This window comes from Vibrio sp. MEBiC08052 (genome assembly GCF_001506075.1).
GTDB lineage: Bacteria > Pseudomonadota > Gammaproteobacteria > Enterobacterales > Vibrionaceae > Vibrio.
On record NZ_KQ947475.1, the window covers coordinates 3457405 to 3477430 of the forward strand.

At 43.5% G+C, this 20026-nt stretch carries 14 protein-coding genes; 4 read left to right on the forward strand and 10 right to left on the reverse strand.

Features of this window, described 5'->3' with window-relative positions; genetic code table 11:
* Positions 1–95: 95 nt before the first annotated feature.
* The 10 genes from VRK_RS14890 to VRK_RS14935 form a co-directional block, all read right to left on the reverse strand.
* Positions 96–2549: a glycogen/starch/alpha-glucan phosphorylase gene (locus tag VRK_RS14890; RefSeq protein ID WP_059122096.1), complete on the reverse strand. Its 2454-nt coding sequence runs from the start codon at positions 2547–2549 to the stop codon at positions 96–98.
* Between the two features lie 530 nt (positions 2550–3079).
* Positions 3080–3946 carry a heme o synthase gene (gene cyoE / locus VRK_RS14895; protein WP_059122097.1) on the reverse strand — a complete coding sequence of 289 codons (867 nt, stop codon included), beginning with the start codon at positions 3944–3946 and terminating at the stop codon, positions 3080–3082.
* Between the two features lie 10 nt (positions 3947–3956).
* A complete protein-coding gene (cyoD, locus tag VRK_RS14900; RefSeq protein WP_038184500.1) occupies positions 3957–4271 on the reverse strand; it encodes a cytochrome o ubiquinol oxidase subunit IV in 315 nt (104 codons plus the stop codon).
* Positions 4268–4873 (reverse strand): cytochrome o ubiquinol oxidase subunit III, encoded by a 606-nt coding sequence (gene cyoC, locus VRK_RS14905; protein WP_059122098.1) that lies wholly within the window; start codon positions 4871–4873, stop codon positions 4268–4270. The genes cyoD and cyoC overlap by 4 nt, the downstream gene beginning before the upstream one ends.
* Positions 4863–6887, reverse strand: coding sequence for a cytochrome o ubiquinol oxidase subunit I (gene cyoB, locus VRK_RS14910; protein WP_059122792.1), 2025 nt, complete (start codon positions 6885–6887; stop codon positions 4863–4865). The genes cyoC and cyoB overlap by 11 nt, the downstream gene beginning before the upstream one ends.
* A gap of 7 nt (positions 6888–6894) precedes the next feature.
* Positions 6895–7824 carry a ubiquinol oxidase subunit II gene (gene cyoA, locus VRK_RS14915; protein ID WP_059122099.1) on the reverse strand — a complete coding sequence of 310 codons (930 nt, stop codon included), beginning with the start codon at positions 7822–7824 and terminating at the stop codon, positions 6895–6897.
* A 587-nt stretch (positions 7825–8411) separates the two neighbouring features.
* Complete coding sequence (locus tag VRK_RS14920) at positions 8412–9131, reverse strand: YebC/PmpR family DNA-binding transcriptional regulator (RefSeq protein WP_059122100.1); 720 nt, start codon at positions 9129–9131, stop codon at positions 8412–8414.
* Between the two features lie 86 nt (positions 9132–9217).
* A complete protein-coding gene (locus VRK_RS14925) occupies positions 9218–9427 on the reverse strand; it encodes a DUF3283 family protein (protein ID WP_059122793.1) in 210 nt (69 codons plus the stop codon).
* A 141-nt stretch (positions 9428–9568) separates the two neighbouring features.
* Complete coding sequence (locus tag VRK_RS14930) at positions 9569–9766, reverse strand: PA3496 family putative envelope integrity protein (protein WP_059122101.1); 198 nt, start codon at positions 9764–9766, stop codon at positions 9569–9571.
* 552 nt (positions 9767–10318) lie between these two features.
* Positions 10319–12295 (reverse strand): replication initiator protein RctB domain-containing protein, encoded by a 1977-nt coding sequence (locus VRK_RS14935; protein WP_059122102.1) that lies wholly within the window; start codon positions 12293–12295, stop codon positions 10319–10321.
* 1483 nt (positions 12296–13778) lie between these two features.
* Between VRK_RS14935 and VRK_RS14940 the strand changes: the two genes are divergently transcribed.
* The 4 genes from VRK_RS14940 to VRK_RS14955 all read left to right on the forward strand — a co-directional run bounded on the left by VRK_RS14940 (position 13779) and on the right by VRK_RS14955 (position 19984).
* On the forward strand, positions 13779–14996 hold the full coding sequence (locus tag VRK_RS14940; RefSeq protein WP_059122103.1) for an AAA family ATPase: 1218 nt from the start codon (positions 13779–13781) through the stop codon (positions 14994–14996).
* 6 nt (positions 14997–15002) lie between these two features.
* Entirely contained in the window at positions 15003–15974 is a 972-nt protein-coding gene (locus VRK_RS14945) for a ParB/RepB/Spo0J family partition protein (RefSeq protein ID WP_059122104.1), read from the forward strand.
* A gap of 143 nt (positions 15975–16117) precedes the next feature.
* A complete protein-coding gene (locus tag VRK_RS14950) occupies positions 16118–18151 on the forward strand; it encodes a GNAT family N-acetyltransferase (RefSeq protein WP_059122105.1) in 2034 nt (677 codons plus the stop codon).
* Positions 18152–18304: 153 nt separating this feature from the next.
* Positions 18305–19984, forward strand: coding sequence for a DUF342 domain-containing protein (locus VRK_RS14955; protein ID WP_059122106.1), 1680 nt, complete (start codon positions 18305–18307; stop codon positions 19982–19984).
* Positions 19985–20026: the final 42 nt, after the last annotated feature.

Consider the following 20026-nt stretch of genomic DNA (forward strand, 5'->3'; position numbering starts at 1 on the left):
TGTTCTCCTGATATGGAAGTGATGGACGTTCTAAGTCACCGTTCGCGTCCGATGGTCAGCCGTTACCGACAGCCATCGGTATACCACGCCATCTTTTAGCGGGGGACCGATTTCAGCTTCCATATATGATCGACATAATCACGAATACTTCGATCAGAACTGAATTTTCCAACCAGGGCGGTATTCAAAATAGCTTTTTTCGCCCACCCTGCCGCATCGCGATACTGCGCATCAATCTGACCATGAGCCTCGATATAAGATGCAAAATCAGCAAGCACCAAGTAAGGGTCTCCGCCATCTAAGAGGCTTTCATAGGTGGCTCTGAGCTTTCTCGGCTCTCCGGGAGTAAATTCTTCACCGATCAGTAAATCAAGTGAGGCTTTCAGTAACGGATCCGCATTGTAGTAATCAAATGGGTTGTACCCACCAGCTTTGAGACGATGGATATCCTCGACTTCTAACCCAAAGATATAGATATTCTCATCACCGACTTCTTCGCGGATCTCAACGTTTGCCCCATCCATTGTCCCAATGGTTAACGCCCCATTGAGTGCCATTTTCATATTTCCGGTCCCGGATGCTTCTTTGCCTGCGGTTGATATCTGTTCGGAAACATCCGCTGCCGGAATAATGATCTCAGCCATACTGACCCGATAATCGGGAATGAACACAACTTTCAATTTGTCGTTCACTCGCTCATCACTGTTGATCTTTTCCGCTATCTTATTAATCGCATAGATAATTTCTTTGGCAAGGTAATAACCCGGCGCGGCTTTCGCAGCAAAAATGAAAACTCGGGGAACCATGTCAAAATCGGGGCGTTTGAGCAGCCGGTGGTACAGCGAAAGAATATGCAACATATTCAAATGTTGACGCTTATATTCATGCAGTCGTTTAATCTGCACATCAAAAATAGCATCTGTATTCAGCTCAATATCCATATTGGTTTTGACCCACTTAGCCAGACGCGCTTTGTTGTCTTTTTTAACTGCCATAAATGCCTGCTGAAACTCAGCGTCATCGGCCCATTGAGATAGCTGCGCTAACTGCTCCAGTGCAACAGGCCAGTTATCTCCTATTTTTTCAGTAATCAGATGGGATAATCCCGGATTACAATACTGTAGCCAGCGCCGGGGGGTGATACCATTGGTGACATTCATCAGTCGATTCGGATATAGTTCATGGAATTCGGGAAACAGGTCTTGTTTCACCAGTGCGGAGTGTAGTGCGGCAACACCATTGACCGCATAGGATCCGACAACACAAAGGTTTGCCATTCTCACCATCCGGTGAAAACCTTCCTGAATAATCGAGAGCTTTTGCTGTTTATCACCGTCACCGGGCCATTTTTCCCGCACTTCCTGTAAGAAACGATGGTTAATTTCGTAGATAATTTCCATATGACGCGGCAACAAACGCTGGATCAGCGCTTCATCCCATGTTTCCAACGCTTCAGGCAACAACGTATGATTGGTATAGGCAAATGTCTGACTACAGATACCCCATGCATCTTCCCAGGTCATATTTTGTTCATCGACGAAAATCCGCATCAATTCAGGGATGGCAATGGCCGGGTGGGTATCATTGAGCTGAATCGTTTCATACTGAGGCAACTCTGCCAGTTGATGTCCTGCCGCTTCATGACGACGAAGAATATCCCGAATGGAAGCCGCACTGTGAAAATATTGCTGCATCAAACGCAGAGTCTTGCCTTTTTCATGGTTATCATTCGGATAGAGCACTTTGGTAATGTTGCCGGCATCAATCAAGGCATGTTGTGCCTCAAAGTAGTTGCCGTTGTTGAAACTTTCTAAAGAAAATGGCGCAATTGCCCGACACTCCCACAAGCGCAGCGGATACACGGTTTCACTTTTATAGCCGACCACCGGAATATCCCACGGCATTCCCATCACCGTCATGCCCGGAACCCATTTTCGTTTTTCCAGCCCATCAACCGTTTCGGTGGTGACATAACCGTAAAAACCGATTTCCTGTGCCAGTTCAGGCCGTGCAACTTCCCACGGATATCCTTCAATCCCACACCATGCATCCGGAGTCTCTTTCTGGTGGCACGCTTCAAACGACTGTTTAAACAGCCCATATTCATAGTGCAGCCCATAGCCGACTGTCGGAAATTCCTGTGCCGCCAGAGAATCCATAAAACAAGCAGCCAGACGCCCTAAGCCACCATTGCCTAATGAGGGATCCCGCTCTTCTTCAAGCAGGTCACTCAAATCAAGGCCTAATTCAGCCACAGCGTCACCAATGGCTTCATAAACGCCCATATTGAGTAAGTTATTACCGGTCAGCCGACCAATCAGAAATTCCAGCGAAAGATAATTGACACTTTTCGCATTCAGAATCCGTTCATCCTGCTCCGTTTCCAGTAGGTCAAATGTGGTGAGTTCTGCCAACGCGCGAGACATGGCCAAATACCAAGAGCGCTTGGTCGCATTTTCGACGGTTGTCGCGTAAGTTGATGTCAGATGACGCTTTACATTCTCCAGAAACAACGTTTTATCAAATGACTTCTGCAATACTGCTTTCATCGGAACCCCTCCCAAACAGGTAACGAGCTGACTGAAATCCGTCTTCGCCAGTACAGGGCTCAAGAAACTTTGGATACGAAGAAACTGTCGCAGTCACTTCCCTTCAGTCATGAAAATCATATGGTATACAGCCGTCTTACCAAGTTGAGGTGTGATACATATCAACTTCTGTGTTGAACATGACTCACAATACCTTTAGATAGTAACCTTAGTCGTTAAATTGAACTCCTTGCGTCTTTTTCAGCGGATAATATCTACAAAAAGTGACAACAATCACATATTGATAACATAGTATCTGACCAAAGTACCAGCGATATGATTATTTTTTCATCATTTTTGTCTCAGCCAGACAGAAGTAATGTATTCCAATGTAACGACGCCGGAATGTAAGTAAATACTTACAATCAATAGAAAGCTATCCGGAAAAGAATATGAGCGAAGATGTGAAGGAGATGTCATTCAAGGTGATAAAAATAAAGGCATCCAATGATGCCTTTATGATTTGTAGATAAAGATGTGTGCAACTATCGCTAGAAACTCAGCGGGAGCAGCTCAACGCCGAGGACGGCACTAAAACTCATCACCACAATGAGCGAGTGTTTAAACACCGTTTTTGACCATGCTTCAAAGTTATCCGCGGTCATACGACGGAATGTAACACGGGTCCACATAAAGCAAACTGCCGAGGCCACCACCAGATATTCATAACCGGTGTTTCCGACAAGGTATAGCCCCAACGCAACAGCATTAAATGCGATTACATAGGCCATCATATGCTTGCGCGCCTTATCGATCCCGGCCACAACCGGCAGCACAGGAATTCCCGCCTGACGATAGTCCTGAAGTCGGAACATCGCAATCGCATAGGAGTGAGGCATCTGCCAGAGACAGAATAAGCTAAACAATAGCACGCCTTCCAGGCTGACATAATTCGTCACTGCGAGATAGCCAGCCAACGGCGGCACCGCCCCAGAAATACTCCCAACCAATGTGCCGTAGACTGACGTCCGCTTGTACCACATCGTATAAAAGAAGACATAGAAGACATAACCCAATAAAACCACAACTGCGGTCAGTGGGTTTGTCTGTTGGTACAAAAGCGCCGTTCCAGCGAGTAATAAGACGATGGCGTAGATAAATGCATGATCAACATTAATCTCACCACGCACCAATAATCTCTGACTGGTACGTGCCATTTTGCTATCGATATCACGGTCAAAAATATTATTAATGACACACCCTGACGCGATGATCAAAGCCACCCCGGCCAGCGTACAAAGCAGTAACATTGATGAGGCTGATTCCGCTTTGGCTGCGAGAAAAAATCCCGCAGCCGTAGAAATCAGGTTACCCACGATAATGCCTGGTTTGGAGATCGATAGATACCCTTTAATCATCAGCCTGCGCCTACATCATCATATTGATGTTCAGGTTCCACATAATCCAGATAGAACCAGCGATCAGAATCAGAACAACGATCGCGGAAAACACCAGTGAAATGAAATTCCAGCGACCTTCACTCGTCTTAGTTTCCATATGCAGGAAGTAGACAAAATGAACAATCACCTGAACAATGGCGCAACCAAACAGAACGGCAAATGTCGTTCCGGTCGAGAGGCTTTGTGTCGCAGCATAGTAAAAAGGAATAATCGTTAAGATCAGAGAGGCAACGAAGCCAATCACATATCCCTTCACTCCTGAGTCAGCGTGTTGGTTACTCATGATGTCACCCCAACTAAATAAACGAATGTAAATACACAAATCCAGACGATATCAAGGAAGTGCCAGAACAAGCTCAGACAGCCGAATCGAGTTTCGAGCATGTCGGTCAGGCCTTTGGTATTCAATTGCCAGAAACAAACAAACAACCAAATCAAACCAAAGGTCACGTGAAGACCATGCGTTCCAACCAAGGTGAAGAATGCAGACAAGAACGCACTGCGATCCGGACCATAGCCTTCAACAATCAGATGGTGGAATTCATAGATTTCCATGCCGATAAAGCCAGCCCCGAACAGGAAGGTAATCACCAACCACAATTTCAGGGCACCAATTTGTTTGCGTTTCATCGCAATCATGCCAAAACCAAAAGTGATACTACTCAGCAGCAGCAACATGGTTTCGACAAAAACAAATGGTAACTCAAAGATTTCTTTACCGCTGGGACCACCAGCGGTTGCATTGGCAAGTACTGCATAAGTCGCAAACAATGTTGCAAACAAAATACAGTCGCTCATCAAGTAAATCCAGAATCCGAACAGCTTGTTACCACCGGTATCATGGTGGTGCTCATGCGCGTGATCGGCGACAGAATTAGCCTGCATAATTCACCTCCATATCATCTTTCGATTGAGATCCGGCTTTTGCTTTCGCAACTTGATCGCGGTGTTCATCTTCAATCGCTTTGATTTCATCCACCTGAACATAGTAATCAACATCATCGTTAAAGCTATGCCAGATACTTGTTACAACAATACCGATAAAGCCGATAGCAGCCAGCCACCAGATATACCAGATCATCGCGAAACCAAAGACCATAGACCATGCAGAGACATACATACCTGTCGGTGTGTTTTTCGGCATATGAATCGGTTCGTATTCAACTTCTTTATCAAGCGAATGCTCTCCACGCTGTTTCTGATACCAGAAAGCATCGATTTGATCCCCTTTCGGAATCACCGCAAAGTTATAAAACGGTGGCGGAGAAGAAGTAGACCATTCCAACGTCCGGCCATCCCAAGGGTCGCCAGTGACATCACGGTTTTGTTCGCGATCTCTGATACTGACAACGATTTGAGTCACCTGACAAAGCACCCCGAGGGCAACAATCGCAGTACCGACTGCTGCTGTGGCAAGCAGTGGGAAGTAATCATGATTGATATCCTGACTCAAACGACGTGTCATGCCCATAAAGCCAAGTGCATACAACGGCAGGAAGGCCAATAGGAAGCCAATCAACCAACACCAGAAGGCACGGCGTCCCCATGCTTCATTCATCATGAAACCAGTCGCTTTCGGGAACCAGTAAGTAATTGCAGCAAAGCAGCCGAATACTACACCACCGATGATGACGTTATGGAAATGCGCAATGAGGAATACACTGTTGTGCAGGACAAAGTCAGCTCCGGGAACCGCCATCAGAACACCGGTCATCCCACCGACACTGAAGGTAATCAGGAATCCAATAGTCCACAGCATCGGTGATGTAAACTGAATGCGTCCTTTGTACATCGTAAATAACCAGTTAAAGATCTTCACCCCTGTCGGGATAGATATGATCATGGTTGCGATACCAAAGAAGGCGTTTACATTCGCACCGGCTCCCATTGTAAAGAAGTGATGCAGCCAAACAATAAAGGCCAGAATCGTGATGGCAATGGTTGCCCACACCAAAGACGTATAGCCGAACAGCTTCTTACGTGAGAAGGTTGCGGTCACTTCAGAGAACACCCCGAAAACTGGCAGCACAAGGATATATACCTCTGGGTGACCCCATGCCCAAATCAGGTTGATATACATCATCATGTTCCCACCCATATCATTGGTGAAGAAGTGGAAACCCAGATAACGGTCTAACGTCAGCAGTGCAATAGAAACAGTTAAAATCGGGAATGAGATAATGATCAGGATGTTTGCACACAGTGAAGCCCAAGTGAAAACCGGCATCTTCATCAGTGGCATTCCCGGTGTACGCATCCGCATGATGGTAACAAAGAAGTTCACCCCGGTGAGTGTCGTCCCGACTCCCGATATCTGCAATGCCCAAATCCAGTAGTCAACACCGACCCCCGGACTCGCAGCAATCCCTGACAGTGGTGGATAAGCCAACCAACCAGTACGGGCAAATTCTCCCAAGCCCAGAGACAAGTTCGTCAGAATCACACCCACGACAAATAACCAAAAACTCAGGTTATTCAGATATGGGAAAGCAACATCACGCGCACCAATCTGCAGCGGCACAACAATGTTCATCAGACCGATCACCAGAGGCATCGCCACAAAGAAAATCATGATGACACCGTGAGCGGTAAAGATCTGGTCATAGTGATGTGGCGGCAGATAACCGGCTTCACCAGCAGCAGAGAGCGCTTGCTGACTTCGCATCATCACCGCATCGGCAAAGCCACGTATGAGCATGACAAATGCGACAACAATGTACATGAAACCTAATTTTTTGTGGTCTACCGAAGTAAACCATTCATTCCATAGATACTGCCATTTACCAAGACGTGTTACCCAAATCACGACGGCCAGACCGACCACCGCGATGATGGAGAGGGTAATCATGATAATGGGCTCATGGTATGGAATGGAGTCCAGTGTTAATCTTCCAAACATAATCTCATTACCCTTCATGCTCAGCCATCGAATGATGACCCATTGTTTTATCCATATCCTGTCCATCTTCCATGTGCATATTCATACTACCCGGGAACTGGGTTACCACTGAATTGAACAGGCCGTCCGGAATATGAGAATAATAAGTGACGGGAACATCGATGCTTGGCTTCGCTAAAGCACGGTAGTCGGAGAAATCATGAATCTGCTTTTCAGAAGACTTCACTTTCTCAACCCACTGTTCGAAGCTGGCCATATCCGGTGTCGCAGTCGCGGTAAATTTCATATGAGAAAATCCGTCACCACTGAAGCTCGCAGCAATACCTTTATAATCCCCGGCATGATTGGCAATCAGATGCAAACGAGTCACCATTCCGGGCATTGCATAGAGCTGGCTACCCAATCGAGGGATAAAGAAAGAGTTCATGATGTTATCTGACGTTAGTTTGAACTTCACCGGAACATCTTTTGGAAATGCAACATAATTGACCGTTGCAATTTTTTGTTCCGGATAAATAAACAACCATTTCCAGTCAAGCGATACGACTTCAATCGTCATTGGCTTCGCATCACTTACTAAAGGATTAGAAGGTTCAAGATGATGTGTTGAACGCCATGTGATTGTCGCCAAAATAACAATAATGATGATAGGGATCGTCCAGACAACAAACTCAATCTTTGTTGAATGGGACCATTCTGGTGTGTATTCTGCGTTCGAATTACTTGATCGATATTTATACGAGAAGTAGATCGTCATCAGTATCACAGGGATAACAACGATCAACATCAGGAACAGAGCTGTAATGATCAACTCTTTTACCTGAACACCCACCTCTCCTTTGGGATCAAGTAGCGCAAACTTACACCCTGAGAGCATCAGCACTGTGAGTAACAGTCCGAGTCTCGATATGATGCTTTTATATCGTGAGGCTTCCATTTACTTGTACTTTCTCTTTTTGGCAGAGAACCTGATAACCGACACTACCTTATCAAGACTCTGCGGTTGTTTTTAATAAGAGTATTTGAATCTGTAACAAAATTATCCTTACCTGCGACAAATCCATTCAACTCTACGAAATCGTGATAATTCACATCCAGCTTATCGAGAAGGCAAATATATTTGTTACAAGAAAGAACACTTTGCTACATCCGACACATCATAGTAACAATACGTCGAGGGGCACTATATTAAAGTGCAATCTTAAGTTACGCAAATCTGACGTTCAGAAAAAGCAGATCTGCCACACCTGCGAAATCAAAGATATAATCCCTTGTTATCTATATATTTTTTAGAACAAATTTCTCCATCTGCCACTCATTCCTCATGCATGTTTTTTTTTTCGTTATAATTTATGAACTCTATCACGGAATGTGCTGCAATTTCTTTTATAAACCCATGAATACTGAGCGCATGAAAAATCATGATTTGTGATATCAATCTAATCCGAAAGACATAAAAAAACGCCCCATGTTATATACCAAGGGGCGTTTTGTAATCCGGTTTGTTAAAGCTCGAATGAGTGTCTACTCAATCTCCGCATTATGATAAACCTGTTGTACATCATCGCTGTCATCCAACAAATCCAGAAACTTCTGGAATTTCTCAGCATCTTCTCCGGAAATTTCAGTCCGGTTTTGTGGCACAAACGTAATCTCTTCTACATCCAAAGTGACATCAGGGAAAGAATCAGTCAACGCAGTCTTTACTTTGAAGAATTCTGTGTGGGGAGCAAATACCGTCATCACACCGTCTTCCAGCTCAATATCAGTCACATCAACATCAGCCATGACTAACGCTTCTAACACCGTTTCTTCATCATCACCTTTAAACTGGAACACTGCCTGATGATCAAACATATGGGCAACCGTTCCCGGGCTGCCGATCTTCGCACCCGTCTTCACAAAGCACTGACGAACATCCTGATAAGTTCGGTTACCGTTATCCGTTAAACAGTCAACAATCACACTCACACCACCGGGGCCAAACCCTTCATAACGAGCAGGCTGGTAATCTTCACCAGAGCCTCCCGAGGCTTTATCCAGCGCTTTGTCGATCACATGTCCGGGAACCTGATCTTTTTTCGCTTTCGTGATCAAATGCCGCAAAGAAAGGTTGGTATCCGGATCGGCCCCCCCATTTTTTGCACACACATAAATCTCTTTGCCGTATTTGGAATAAACTTTAATCTTTGCGCCTTGAGTCTTCGCCATGGAAGCTTTACGCACTTCAAAACTTCTTCCCATCGGGATATTCTCTCTCATTAATTGAACGCGACGGATTGTAGAAAAAACACAGAATCATTTCAATTTCTGCCGGTTCAGGGAGCGGCTTACATCACGCCCATGACCCTTTTATATTTATCCACTGATTGTTGAAAGCATGTCTGTTCATCGGTTGTTCGCAACGTTTCCTGATGCTGAGTGAATACTTCAGGCCCGGCCTTTCCCTGTTTCAGTTTCCAGACCAAAAAGGCAGCCTGCTTATCCAACTCGATCCGATTCTTCTCTTCAGCACTCAATTCTGCAAGATTAAAAGACATGAAATCACCCGTCATCTGTAAACAAGTTGTGCAATATACCACAGGAATCAAGAAAATTAAGCGCTAACTGATGTTCATACCAGCTTACCCTCATTCAAAAAAAGGGGCAGCCAAGCTGCCCCTTCTTATCCGATATCAAACTTAATGAAGTAAGCCAAGTTCCCTTGCTTCTTCAATCGTTAAACCACTTTCACGAATCTCTCTCATCACTTCAATCCGGCGTCGGGCTTCGGCTGATTTGAGGTTTTTCGTAGGTTTTTGCAATTCAACTTCGTCCGTGAAGTCCCATTTGTTTGCGATATTCGTCATTTCATCATGGTCGATTGAATTGATAGACATAAATCACCTCCGGACAAACCATGTTAGGGACACGTATTCTATAGCGAAGCTGAAAAATCTTGTTAAGCAAAATTATCTAAGAGTGTGATAGTGGCTATAGTTCTGTAAAAATATTGATAGATGTAAGAATAAAATTTTGCGTCTATTTGAACAGCGCAGTATTTTTAGAAGATCACCATCGATTTTTTTGCTCAACTAATCCCCCTACTCTTCTCGATAATTTTTCTTATTTACATATATACGGAACAATGATCAAGGGTGTTATTCCATGAAATGACTCGCAATGCTCAGTTGATGTGATGACCGAGCTGACACGCTCATTTTCTGACAGACAAAAAAAAGCGAGCATGGGGTGCTCGCGAAAATGCTAAGTATGAATATAACAACATGAACCTAACCAATGACATCGGTAGGATATTGGTTGTCTTTCGGGATAAAGAATAACGGCCTTAACCGCCACCTCTGTCAGAAGGATGTCAAAGCTATGTAAAGACGAGCAGGGTTTGTAACCTTTGTTCCATTTATTTTATCGTTCGCCTGTCGTTGAGTGCTCTAGATACCAATTGCCACTTCGTCAAGCACTAAAAACACCGACTCGTCCAAATGCCCTTCACTGATCTGTTTGCATACTTTACGCCGGACCGCCAATCCAGAGATCAATCGTTCAATTGACAAATGTTTATTGCGACTACGAGAATTATACAGCTCAATAGTCTTGCTCAGAGTCTCGTAAGGGAGCGCCGTATCACCGACTCTTAGCCAATCAAGCTTATCAATCAACTCCTGACACTCTTCTCGGATTAATGATGGGGAATGCCCGGTCATCGCAGATAAAGCGCTTATACTGCGTTCCAGAGCCTCCTGTGAGGTATATTTTGACAAGGTGATCGTAATTTCATCGGCATTAATCTCAACCAGATGTTTACGCAACTTGACCCTGCGGCCCAAATTGCCTCTGGGGGACGGTGCTTTACGTTGGATGGGTTCAAACTCACCATCAATAATTGAAGCAAGCTCCTCCAGTTTCTGTTTAGAGACCATCTCATGGCGAAGTGGATTCGGTAAAGTTGGTGCCATGTTGCGTTTTCCCGCATTGGTTGTTCTCGCTCTGGAGAAACGCAAAACTTCTTCAACATCACATCTAATATCCACTTCATAATCTGACAGTTTGCCTTTGGTATGAATCGATCGGACAGACAGGTGATACCCCCACAGATTGACGACAAATAAATCGTCATCCCCTTTTCCTTCGGATAAACGCCGCAACTCACGGATCAGATCCATCGAAAAACGCCGCCATTCAATATTGCGGGCCAACTTCTGATTCAGCTCAGATAACAGCATAGTGTCATGATGCCGACGGGACATCCGGCTCCGAAAATAAGAATAGAGTTGGAATACCAGAGTATGCTGTTTCAGAATCTCCGGTGGAAACAGGAAAAAGTAATCCCGCGTTAGCAGCTCTTCATAAAATGAGGGTTCCCAAACCAAAATATAGAGATTGGGTTTGATCTTAATCTCTCCGTCAGCACCTTCAACCGGTGCTTCTTCTGAAGCTGTGATCGTTCGGGCCAGAAAGCGGAAACGATCACTTTTAAATCCTTCCGGCATATTTTCACTGAGCCAACGTCCAGTTAGTTCATGAAGCTGAAAGTCAGTAAATTCAATGCGATCAATACTGTCTCGGATAGAGTCTCTCGCCGGTCCGCTATCCTTTTTGCCACGAAGTGACAAAATATCCGTGATATAAAGCGGTGTTTTATTCGGAATTTGTTTCGCGTTCAGATGATATTCTTCGCGTTGATGATCATGGTATTGAACGGTTAATGTAAACAGGGCAAACAATGTCATCAGATCATCGACAGTCATAATATTTTTGGATGATCTTGTTTCGATCACGGCTCGAGTCCCAGAAATTGAAACCATTGATTTCTGGTAATTCTTACGCGTTCTTGGTGGAGCCAACGCTTGATCGATAATGCCAGCCCAATTGGTTGGTGAAACCACGAATTGATCGGCTTCGTCTTTGATCGCCGGGGGAGTATTTAATCCATACTCATTTAACAAGCGCCGATTGACTTGAGTTTGTGCTAACGCTTTTGAGCGTTTTTGTTTTTCTGATTGTTTCACTGATTCGGTAATCAGGCTGGTGGCTCCCAATGATGAAATTAGTTGACTGGGATTAATAAATTTATGCAGCATCGTTTTGCCGGCAAGGCCTTCTTCGAACCGGACAGGAATTTGTTCGAAGAGACCAATACTGACTGCTGCGCGTAATCGTTGCTGGATCGCGGCTCTGGTTAACTGCCCATCTGCGGCTTCGATCAGCTCTGTCGTTGAGACCAAGCCGTCTTTACTACTCATGCCTTTTAGAGAGACTAAATTCAGTAGTTCAATGATGCTTCTGGTCACACCTTTAAAGTGTTGATACTGTTCTATCCAATTGATCGATGGTTCTGATACCTGAAAAAGATGTCCATCTTTATGATTTCTAGGAGCTTTGATTAATATTTTTTCGTGGGTGCTCATTTTCCTGTCCATATCACATTTGATGTAATATTGATATTTTTCCGAGCATAAAGAAAAATATTCTATAAATAAAGAAAAAATTATTGCTCTTAAAAACTGATCTTCTTGATTATTAATGATCTTAAATGGTTATATGATCTTATGATCTGAGTAAGAAAAAGCTCGTAATTAATTGTAATAAAACAATATTTTTATTGCGTCGATGAAAGCATGATCATGGTACGTCAGGAACGATGATCAATTAGATATTGAAAGCATGATCATTACGCGGCTGAAGCATGATCATTTGTGTTTCGGAATCATGATCAATATCTTCTTTGAAGCATGATCAAGATGCATACACAACTTATCCACATGCTTGGTTTACTGTTTATCGTCAATCAGATTATATTTTGCTTCAATTCTGAACAACCCCGCAAGCATGATCAAGGTACCTTGTTTCTAACTTCCCTTTCCCTGCGATTTTGTTGACTTTTGGATAATCGAAAAACATATTTTTTGGGAAATAACTCTATATATATCAAGTTCGGTCGTCACGTAAGCATGATCAAGGAGTGATGGTGCCCTACTCTTCTGAAACTATGTCAGTTCAATTTAGTGCTTAATTCAGATAAAGAAGACGCATCCCCCAGTTGAATTGACACCATCCGTAGTTAAACCAAGAAAACTCATGCTTCCGAGAAAGATTTTTCTTGATCATTGTTCCGAGTATTTGATCATCAGATCATAAATGCGTTGACTGAATTTACATTGCTCATATCCCTTGATCATGCTTCTATTTTTTCTGTCGCATCTGGAAAAATGATCAAGGTGGCATGCCATGATCATCTTTCCGGTGGTTCTTTATTGATTTGCTATCCACGATATGTGAGCCATTTGATTAAATGACGATTTACGACGGATATTTTTCTTTATTCTGGCATTTCGGAAGTTTTTTTTGACAGAATCAAACTAATCGCTGACTGACAAACGCCTATTTTCCAGAGGGCCAGTTTTCAAGATATTCCGGTTTTCAGCATCTTAGCTCAAGAGAAGCGTATAAAATGGTCTCGATTAACGCTGATGATGATGATTTGGGAAGTATCGTATGCAGTTGAAATCACAACCACCGTAAGTATCGGGGCTCTTTCAATCGTTCCGGTATCATGATTCTCGGTATGCATGTGTATCACTACCTATAGTTTTGATATCGATAAAACCTCATTTTCATGAAGTATTTTTAAATAATGAAGGAAGCTGTGTGATTTGATAAGTGAAATGAAATTTACAATGTAAAATGTGACAAGGTAACACTTTCATGAAATGTTGTTTTTAAGGCTGAGCATGAAACAATTTTTGATAGGAATTTTAATTTTTTCATTAAATCGTCTCTTAGTAGACACTTAACTGTGATATTTATCTAAAATTGATTGTACACCTTTTTATTGTCAATAAATAAATTTGCTGTACAATAATGTCATGTCACTCATTATGGATATTGGCAATGAAGAGAGAACAAACCATAGATAATCTCTACCAACTCGCTGAACAAACCAAACAAGTTCAGGCTGATCGGATTGAGATCGTCCTTGAAGAACGTAAAGACGAGCACTTTCCCCCAATGTCTAAGGCATTGATGGAAACGCGTTCCGGCCTCACGCGGCGAAAGCTGGATGAAGCTATTGCAAAGATGGAAGCTGAGGGACATCAGTTTACCAAAAATAATGCCAATCATTATTCGATTTCTCTTGCTGAAGCGCATATGCTGATGGATGCGGCCGGTGTGTCTACTTTCCATCAACGTAAAAAGAACAATGATAATAAGCCATGGATTATTAATGTTCAGAATCAAAAAGGTGGTACGGGAAAATCGATGACTGCGGTTCATCTGTCTGCCTGTCTGGCGTTAAATCTGGATAAAAGATACCGTATTTGCTTAATCGATTTAGATCCTCAAGGATCATTACGTCTATTCCTGAATCCTCAGATTAGTACGGAAGAGAATGAAAATATTTTCTCTGCTGTGGATATCATGCTAGACAATGTACCGGATGGCACGATTGTGGACCGTTCTTTTTTGAATAAGAATGTGCTGATGTCCACTCAGTACCCGAACTTGAAAACCATTTCTGCTTTTCCTGAAGATGCGATGTTTAATGCTGAAGCATGGCAATATTTATCACAAAATCAGTCACTGGATATTGTGCGTCTATTGAAAGAGAAGTTGATTGATAAAATTGCTGATGATTTTGATATTATTGTCATCGATACGGGGCCACACGTTGATCCTTTAGTCTGGAATGCGATGTATGCTTCTAATGCGCTTTTGATACCATGCGCAGCGAAACGTCTGGATTGGGCATCAACCGTTAATTTCTTCCAGCATTTACCAACGGTCTATGAAATGTTTCCGGAAGATTGGAAGGGGCTTGAATTCGTTCGTTTGGTACCGACGATGTTCGAGGATGATAATAAAAAGCAAGTTTCTGTTTTGACGGAGATGAATTATCTGCTCGGAGAGCAGGTTATGATGGCAACGATACCACGTAGTCGGGCATTTGAAACCTGCGCTGATACCTATAGCACGGTGTTTGATTTAACTTCAGGTGATTTTGAAGGTGGGAAGAAAACACTGGCGACAGCGCAAGATGCTGTTCAAAAAAGTGCATTGGAGCTTGAGAGAGTTCTACATACACATTGGCCGTCGTTGAATCAGGGGTAAGAGAATATGGCAATGAAAACATCAGAATTAAACGCAAAACTGTTTGGTAAAGCAGATAAGCGCCGGGCAACGACCCCACAAGAGGCGCAAAACGCTGCAAAAGAAAAAGCACATGTCATTGAATTGGCTGTGGCTGGCAAAGATTTAGTCACCTTTGAATTACAGCGTATACCAGCAGATAGTATTGCGGCCCAGACGACCGTTTTTGAACGGAATGCCCGTGAACAGTCGTTTCTGAATGAACATGCATTGTCTGATATTCTGAGTACGTTGCAAGACCGAGGGCAGCAATACCCAGCCGTTGGACGACGTTCAGCAGATGGTATGATTGAAGTGCTCGATGGTAGCCGACGTCGGATGGCTTGTATTCTGGCGAATCAGGACTTCTTCGTTTATGTTGCAAACGGCATTAATGAAGAACATGCCAAATTCTTGTCTGACGTGGCAAACGCGCACAAGCCGTTATCTCTTTACGAAAAGGGAAAAGAGATGCAGGCGAAGTTGGATAGTGGTGAGGCTGAAGATCAAAAAGCCTTAGCAAAAATGTTCCAATGCAGTGAAGCTCTCGTCAGTGGTGCATTGAAGGCTGCCGCGTTACCTCTTGAGTTACTTCAGGCTTATCCCAATGTTGTTGAACTTGGTCGCCCGACTATCGTAAAACTTCATAAGCAATATAGTGTTCTGGATGAGGAACAGCGAGAGCAACTCTTAGATAAATGTCGTGCCGATGGCGAATTTGTCTGGCAAAAAAGTGATGTTCAAGGTGTTGCTAGATTGACGAAAGAAGTGACGGAAACACTGGAACAGTGGATGGCCTCACTTGCACCGAAGCAGGAAGTTGCCTCTCATAAAATTGAATTGGTCAAAGGACGTGTTAGTTATACGCGTAAAGGCAGTCAGTTAGTACTGAATCTGAAGCGGGTTGATGATCAGCTCATGGATGAATTGTTTGAATTTATTCAGAGTAAAATGAATTAACGTCTCGATTGATTACTTGAAATAAGTAAGCTCGGTGATTCACCGGGCTTTTTTTAATCCTAGATTCCTCATGAGAAATACTTCCCTTTCCTCAGATGATTTGTATGATGTGATACCTATATTCCTGTTTTGACGGTTTTGCAATGATGTCTGCTTTTTCTGAGGTTATTTCCCCATTACAGTCTTATCTGGAACAAACGTTCTACCGTGCCGGTATTGTACTGAGAGGCACACCTGAATGGACTGAAGCTCGATTATTGCAAGTGAAAGGCTATTTTGTCGGTCGGCATATTCAGCTCGGTGGTCATCCCAGAGAAGGATATGAATGGTTTGATATTAAGTCTGGCCGTCGTTTACTGGGTCAGGAATGTCGGCTGTTACTGGTTGATTTATCGGTTGGGTTTGATGCTGACAGTTTTAATGCTGCGCTTGGAGCGCTGCAAGGCGGTGGGCTGTTGGTGTTTGTCGATGCCCCTATGGTGACTGAAAATTTAAATCCAGCCCAGCAATGGTTACAGCGGGCGCTGGATCGACTGATATTAGTAGATGAATTACAGCCGTCTGTCAAAGTTGATTTTCCTTCGATCCCATTGACACGAGTCTATCGATTTGAGCAACAGGAAAAAGCGATAGAGTCAATTGTTCATGTTGTTGAAGGACATCGTAAACGTCCCTTGGTATTGACTGCAGATCGCGGTCGGGGGAAAAGCAGTGCCCTAGGTATCGCTGCATCCGTTTTAATGAAGCAACGTTCATCAATTCAGATCATTGTTACGGCCCCTACCTTTACAGCAGTTGGCCCGATTTTCAGCCATCTTCAGCGAATGCTTCCAGAAGGACAAATACAGGGGAAGACCTTCATTTATCTGCAAGCCAAGCTCCAATTCATCGCACCGGATGAACTGGCTCATACACGTCCGGGCTGTGATCTGCTGTTGATTGACGAAGCCTCTGCGATACCGATATCGATGCTCACCGCTTTAACCAATTACTATCATCGTTTAGTTTTTTCGACCACCATTCATGGCTACGAAGGATGCGGCAGAGGATTTACGCTCAAATTTTTACCGTGGTTAAAGCACAACAGGCCCGGTTTAACACATCAAACGTTATCAACCCCGATTCGCTGGGCTGAAGGTGACCCACTTGAGCGCTGGCAATATCAGACATTTTTACTTGATGCCGAGTTGCCCACCGTAGAGGATGTACAAGATGGCCCGGTTCAGTATCGTCATCTAACGCGTGAAGTGTTGCTGAACGTTCCTGAGTTGTTCGCAAATATCTTTTCTTTGCTAACCAATGCCCATTATCAGACAACACCAAACGATTTAATGGGTATTCTTTTTGATTCGAATATCACGGTATTTATTGCGCAGAGAGCACATCATCTGGTGGGATGTATTCTTGCGATACAGGAAGGGCCGTTATCACCAGCCGCAGTTACAAGAATTCAATACGGTCAGCATCGCCCTAAAGGGCATCTTGTGCCCACATCTTTGGTGAATCAACTCGGGTTATCTGATGCGGCTGGTTTGTCTTGTTGTCGAGTGATGCGAATTGCGATCCATCCTGCTTGGCAAGGGCGAGGATATGGCTCCGCGCTACTGTCCGAATTGATCCGTCAATGTCCGACTGACTATATGGCTACCAGCTTTGGTGCAACTTCTGCGCTACTTCAGTTTTGGGGAAAAAATGGTTTTCACCCAGTGAAAATTGGTTCGCGTAGAGATCAGGCAAGTGGCTGTTATTCCGTTATGATGATTTACCGCAATTCGTATTCGTGGTTTGAGGCTGCGAGAAAACAGTTTTCCTACTACTTCCCACATGCTTTAAAAACTGAGCTTACTCGTCTAGAACCCGACGTTGTTCGGCAACTACTAAAGATGAGTGTCAATTTACCGATAATAGACATACCAGTCGCATTGATTCAAAATTATGCTCAGGGTGGTTCCAATTATGAGAGTGTCGCTGTATGGCTATCTCTCTATATTTCAGTTCTTCCATATGAGCATATTGATATGATTGACGATTTATTGATTGAAAAAGTTTTACAGAATCAGGCGTGGTCAACGATTGTTTCTCATTCTTCTATGACTGGCAGAAAACAGATTGAGCAGAAAATCCGAGACAACCTTTCATCTATCATCGCGAGTTTACAGTGTAAATTTGAGTCTTAATCAATAAATCAAATTTGTCTATTTACAGTGTAAATTTGTTAAGTTGGTGACCCAGCACTGAGTTTTCAATGGCGCTTATTTAGTTGCCGCCATGAGATGAGTAAAATGTAAGCAAATAGAATGGATTGCGATATGTACGATAAGGACGAGTAGATGTGGAAGAGAATCTTATCTATTACAGAAGATAAAAAATCAGTCATCGCGAATCTGAAACCGATAGAAACGCTGAGTAAGAAATTATCGAAAAGCGGAATCATGGAAGCTTTAACAAATTTAGGTGCCTCTGAGTTCTATTTGGATCAGGATGTATTGGGACGGTTCATCAATGATGCTAACGAAGGCAAAGGAGAAGCTTATAAGGATTGTGTCGTTGCAAAGCGTCTTAATGCGCAAGTGACGGTTGAGTTAGCTGAACAAGATATGCTAGCCAGTATGGTGGTCTTGGGCGCATATGGTGGGAGGGGATTACTTGGCAGTGATTTAGTTCATGCTCTTGCTCAGTCAAGAGTCACCAAGGGTATCAATAAGGCAGCCCTGAAAAAAGTTTTAATCGTGAGCAGAACTCTCTCACCCGGAGAGGTGTTCGTTCAACCCATCGCGCAAGGGAAAAATCCTGTCAATGGTATCGATACGAGATTTATTCCTTTAGTGGATGATGTGAACAAACGAGTATTGGCGCCACAGCAGAAAGAAAACTCGTCAAAACTTGATATGAGAAATTTGGGAGAGACTATCACGGTTGGGGAAGGAGACGAAGTGATGCGTCGGATTCCTGCCACAAAAGGGACGCCCGGCTATACGGTTCAAGGAACGATTATTCCCGCAAAACCGGGAAATGACTCACCAATGAAAGAAGGTAAGGGAACTGCTCTTTCTGCAAAAGACCCCAATATTTTAGTTGCGACGGTCTCCGGAATGCCGCTGATCAAGGACCGAAGTATCGATGTTGATAATGCATTATGTATGCAAAATATCAATGTGGGTACGGGCCATGTGAAATTTAAAGGAGCCTTGATTGTTGCCGGTAATATTGAATCCGGAATGATTGTACGTGCGACTGGCTCTATTACTGTCGGTGGATTTATCGAATCTGCAGATGTTCAGGCTCAGGGCGATATTCAAGTCGGGAAAGGAATCATTGGTCATACGACAGCCGACGACGAAAAACGCACTTGTACGGTCAAATCTGGTGCGGCGATTAAAGCCAATTATGCACAATATTCTGAACTTCAGGCACATGATGATATTCATCTGACCGTGCATAGTATTAGCAATAATATTCGTTGTGGGCAGGATCTGTATATCATCGATGAAAAAGAGAAGCAAGGAACACTAAGTGGTGGTATGGCTAAAGTCGGCGGCAAACTCATCTGTGTTAATCTGGGGGTTGAGGGTGATACAGCAACGCGTGTTGAAGCGTTTGGCTGCTATGCGAGTTACAGAGAGCGTTTGGAACAATATAAAGAGCAGTACAAGCAGACGCAGGCCAAAACGATGGACATTGTTCGTCGGGAATTAGAATTTAATAAGAAACCCAAAGAAGAACGTTCAGAAAAAGAGCATGAAGAGATTGAGCGTCTTAAACAGGAAACGAGCGAGCAGATGATTAAAGAAAAAGAGATGCTCGCAGTGCTGGAAGATGAATTTGAAGACATGCTGAGAGAAAATACTATTGAAGTCAAAAGTAAAGTGTTCAGTCATGTGATTATTCAATTCGGTGATGAACGTATAGTAATTAAGCGCTCTCATGGCCCGAGTATCTTTAACTTTACCCAGTATGAAATCAAATGTCGCTCTTTGTTAGATGAGAATGATGTTGTCTCTGAAATTTAAAATCATATCGCGGCAACATCATTTTCTTTTCTGCTGATGGGC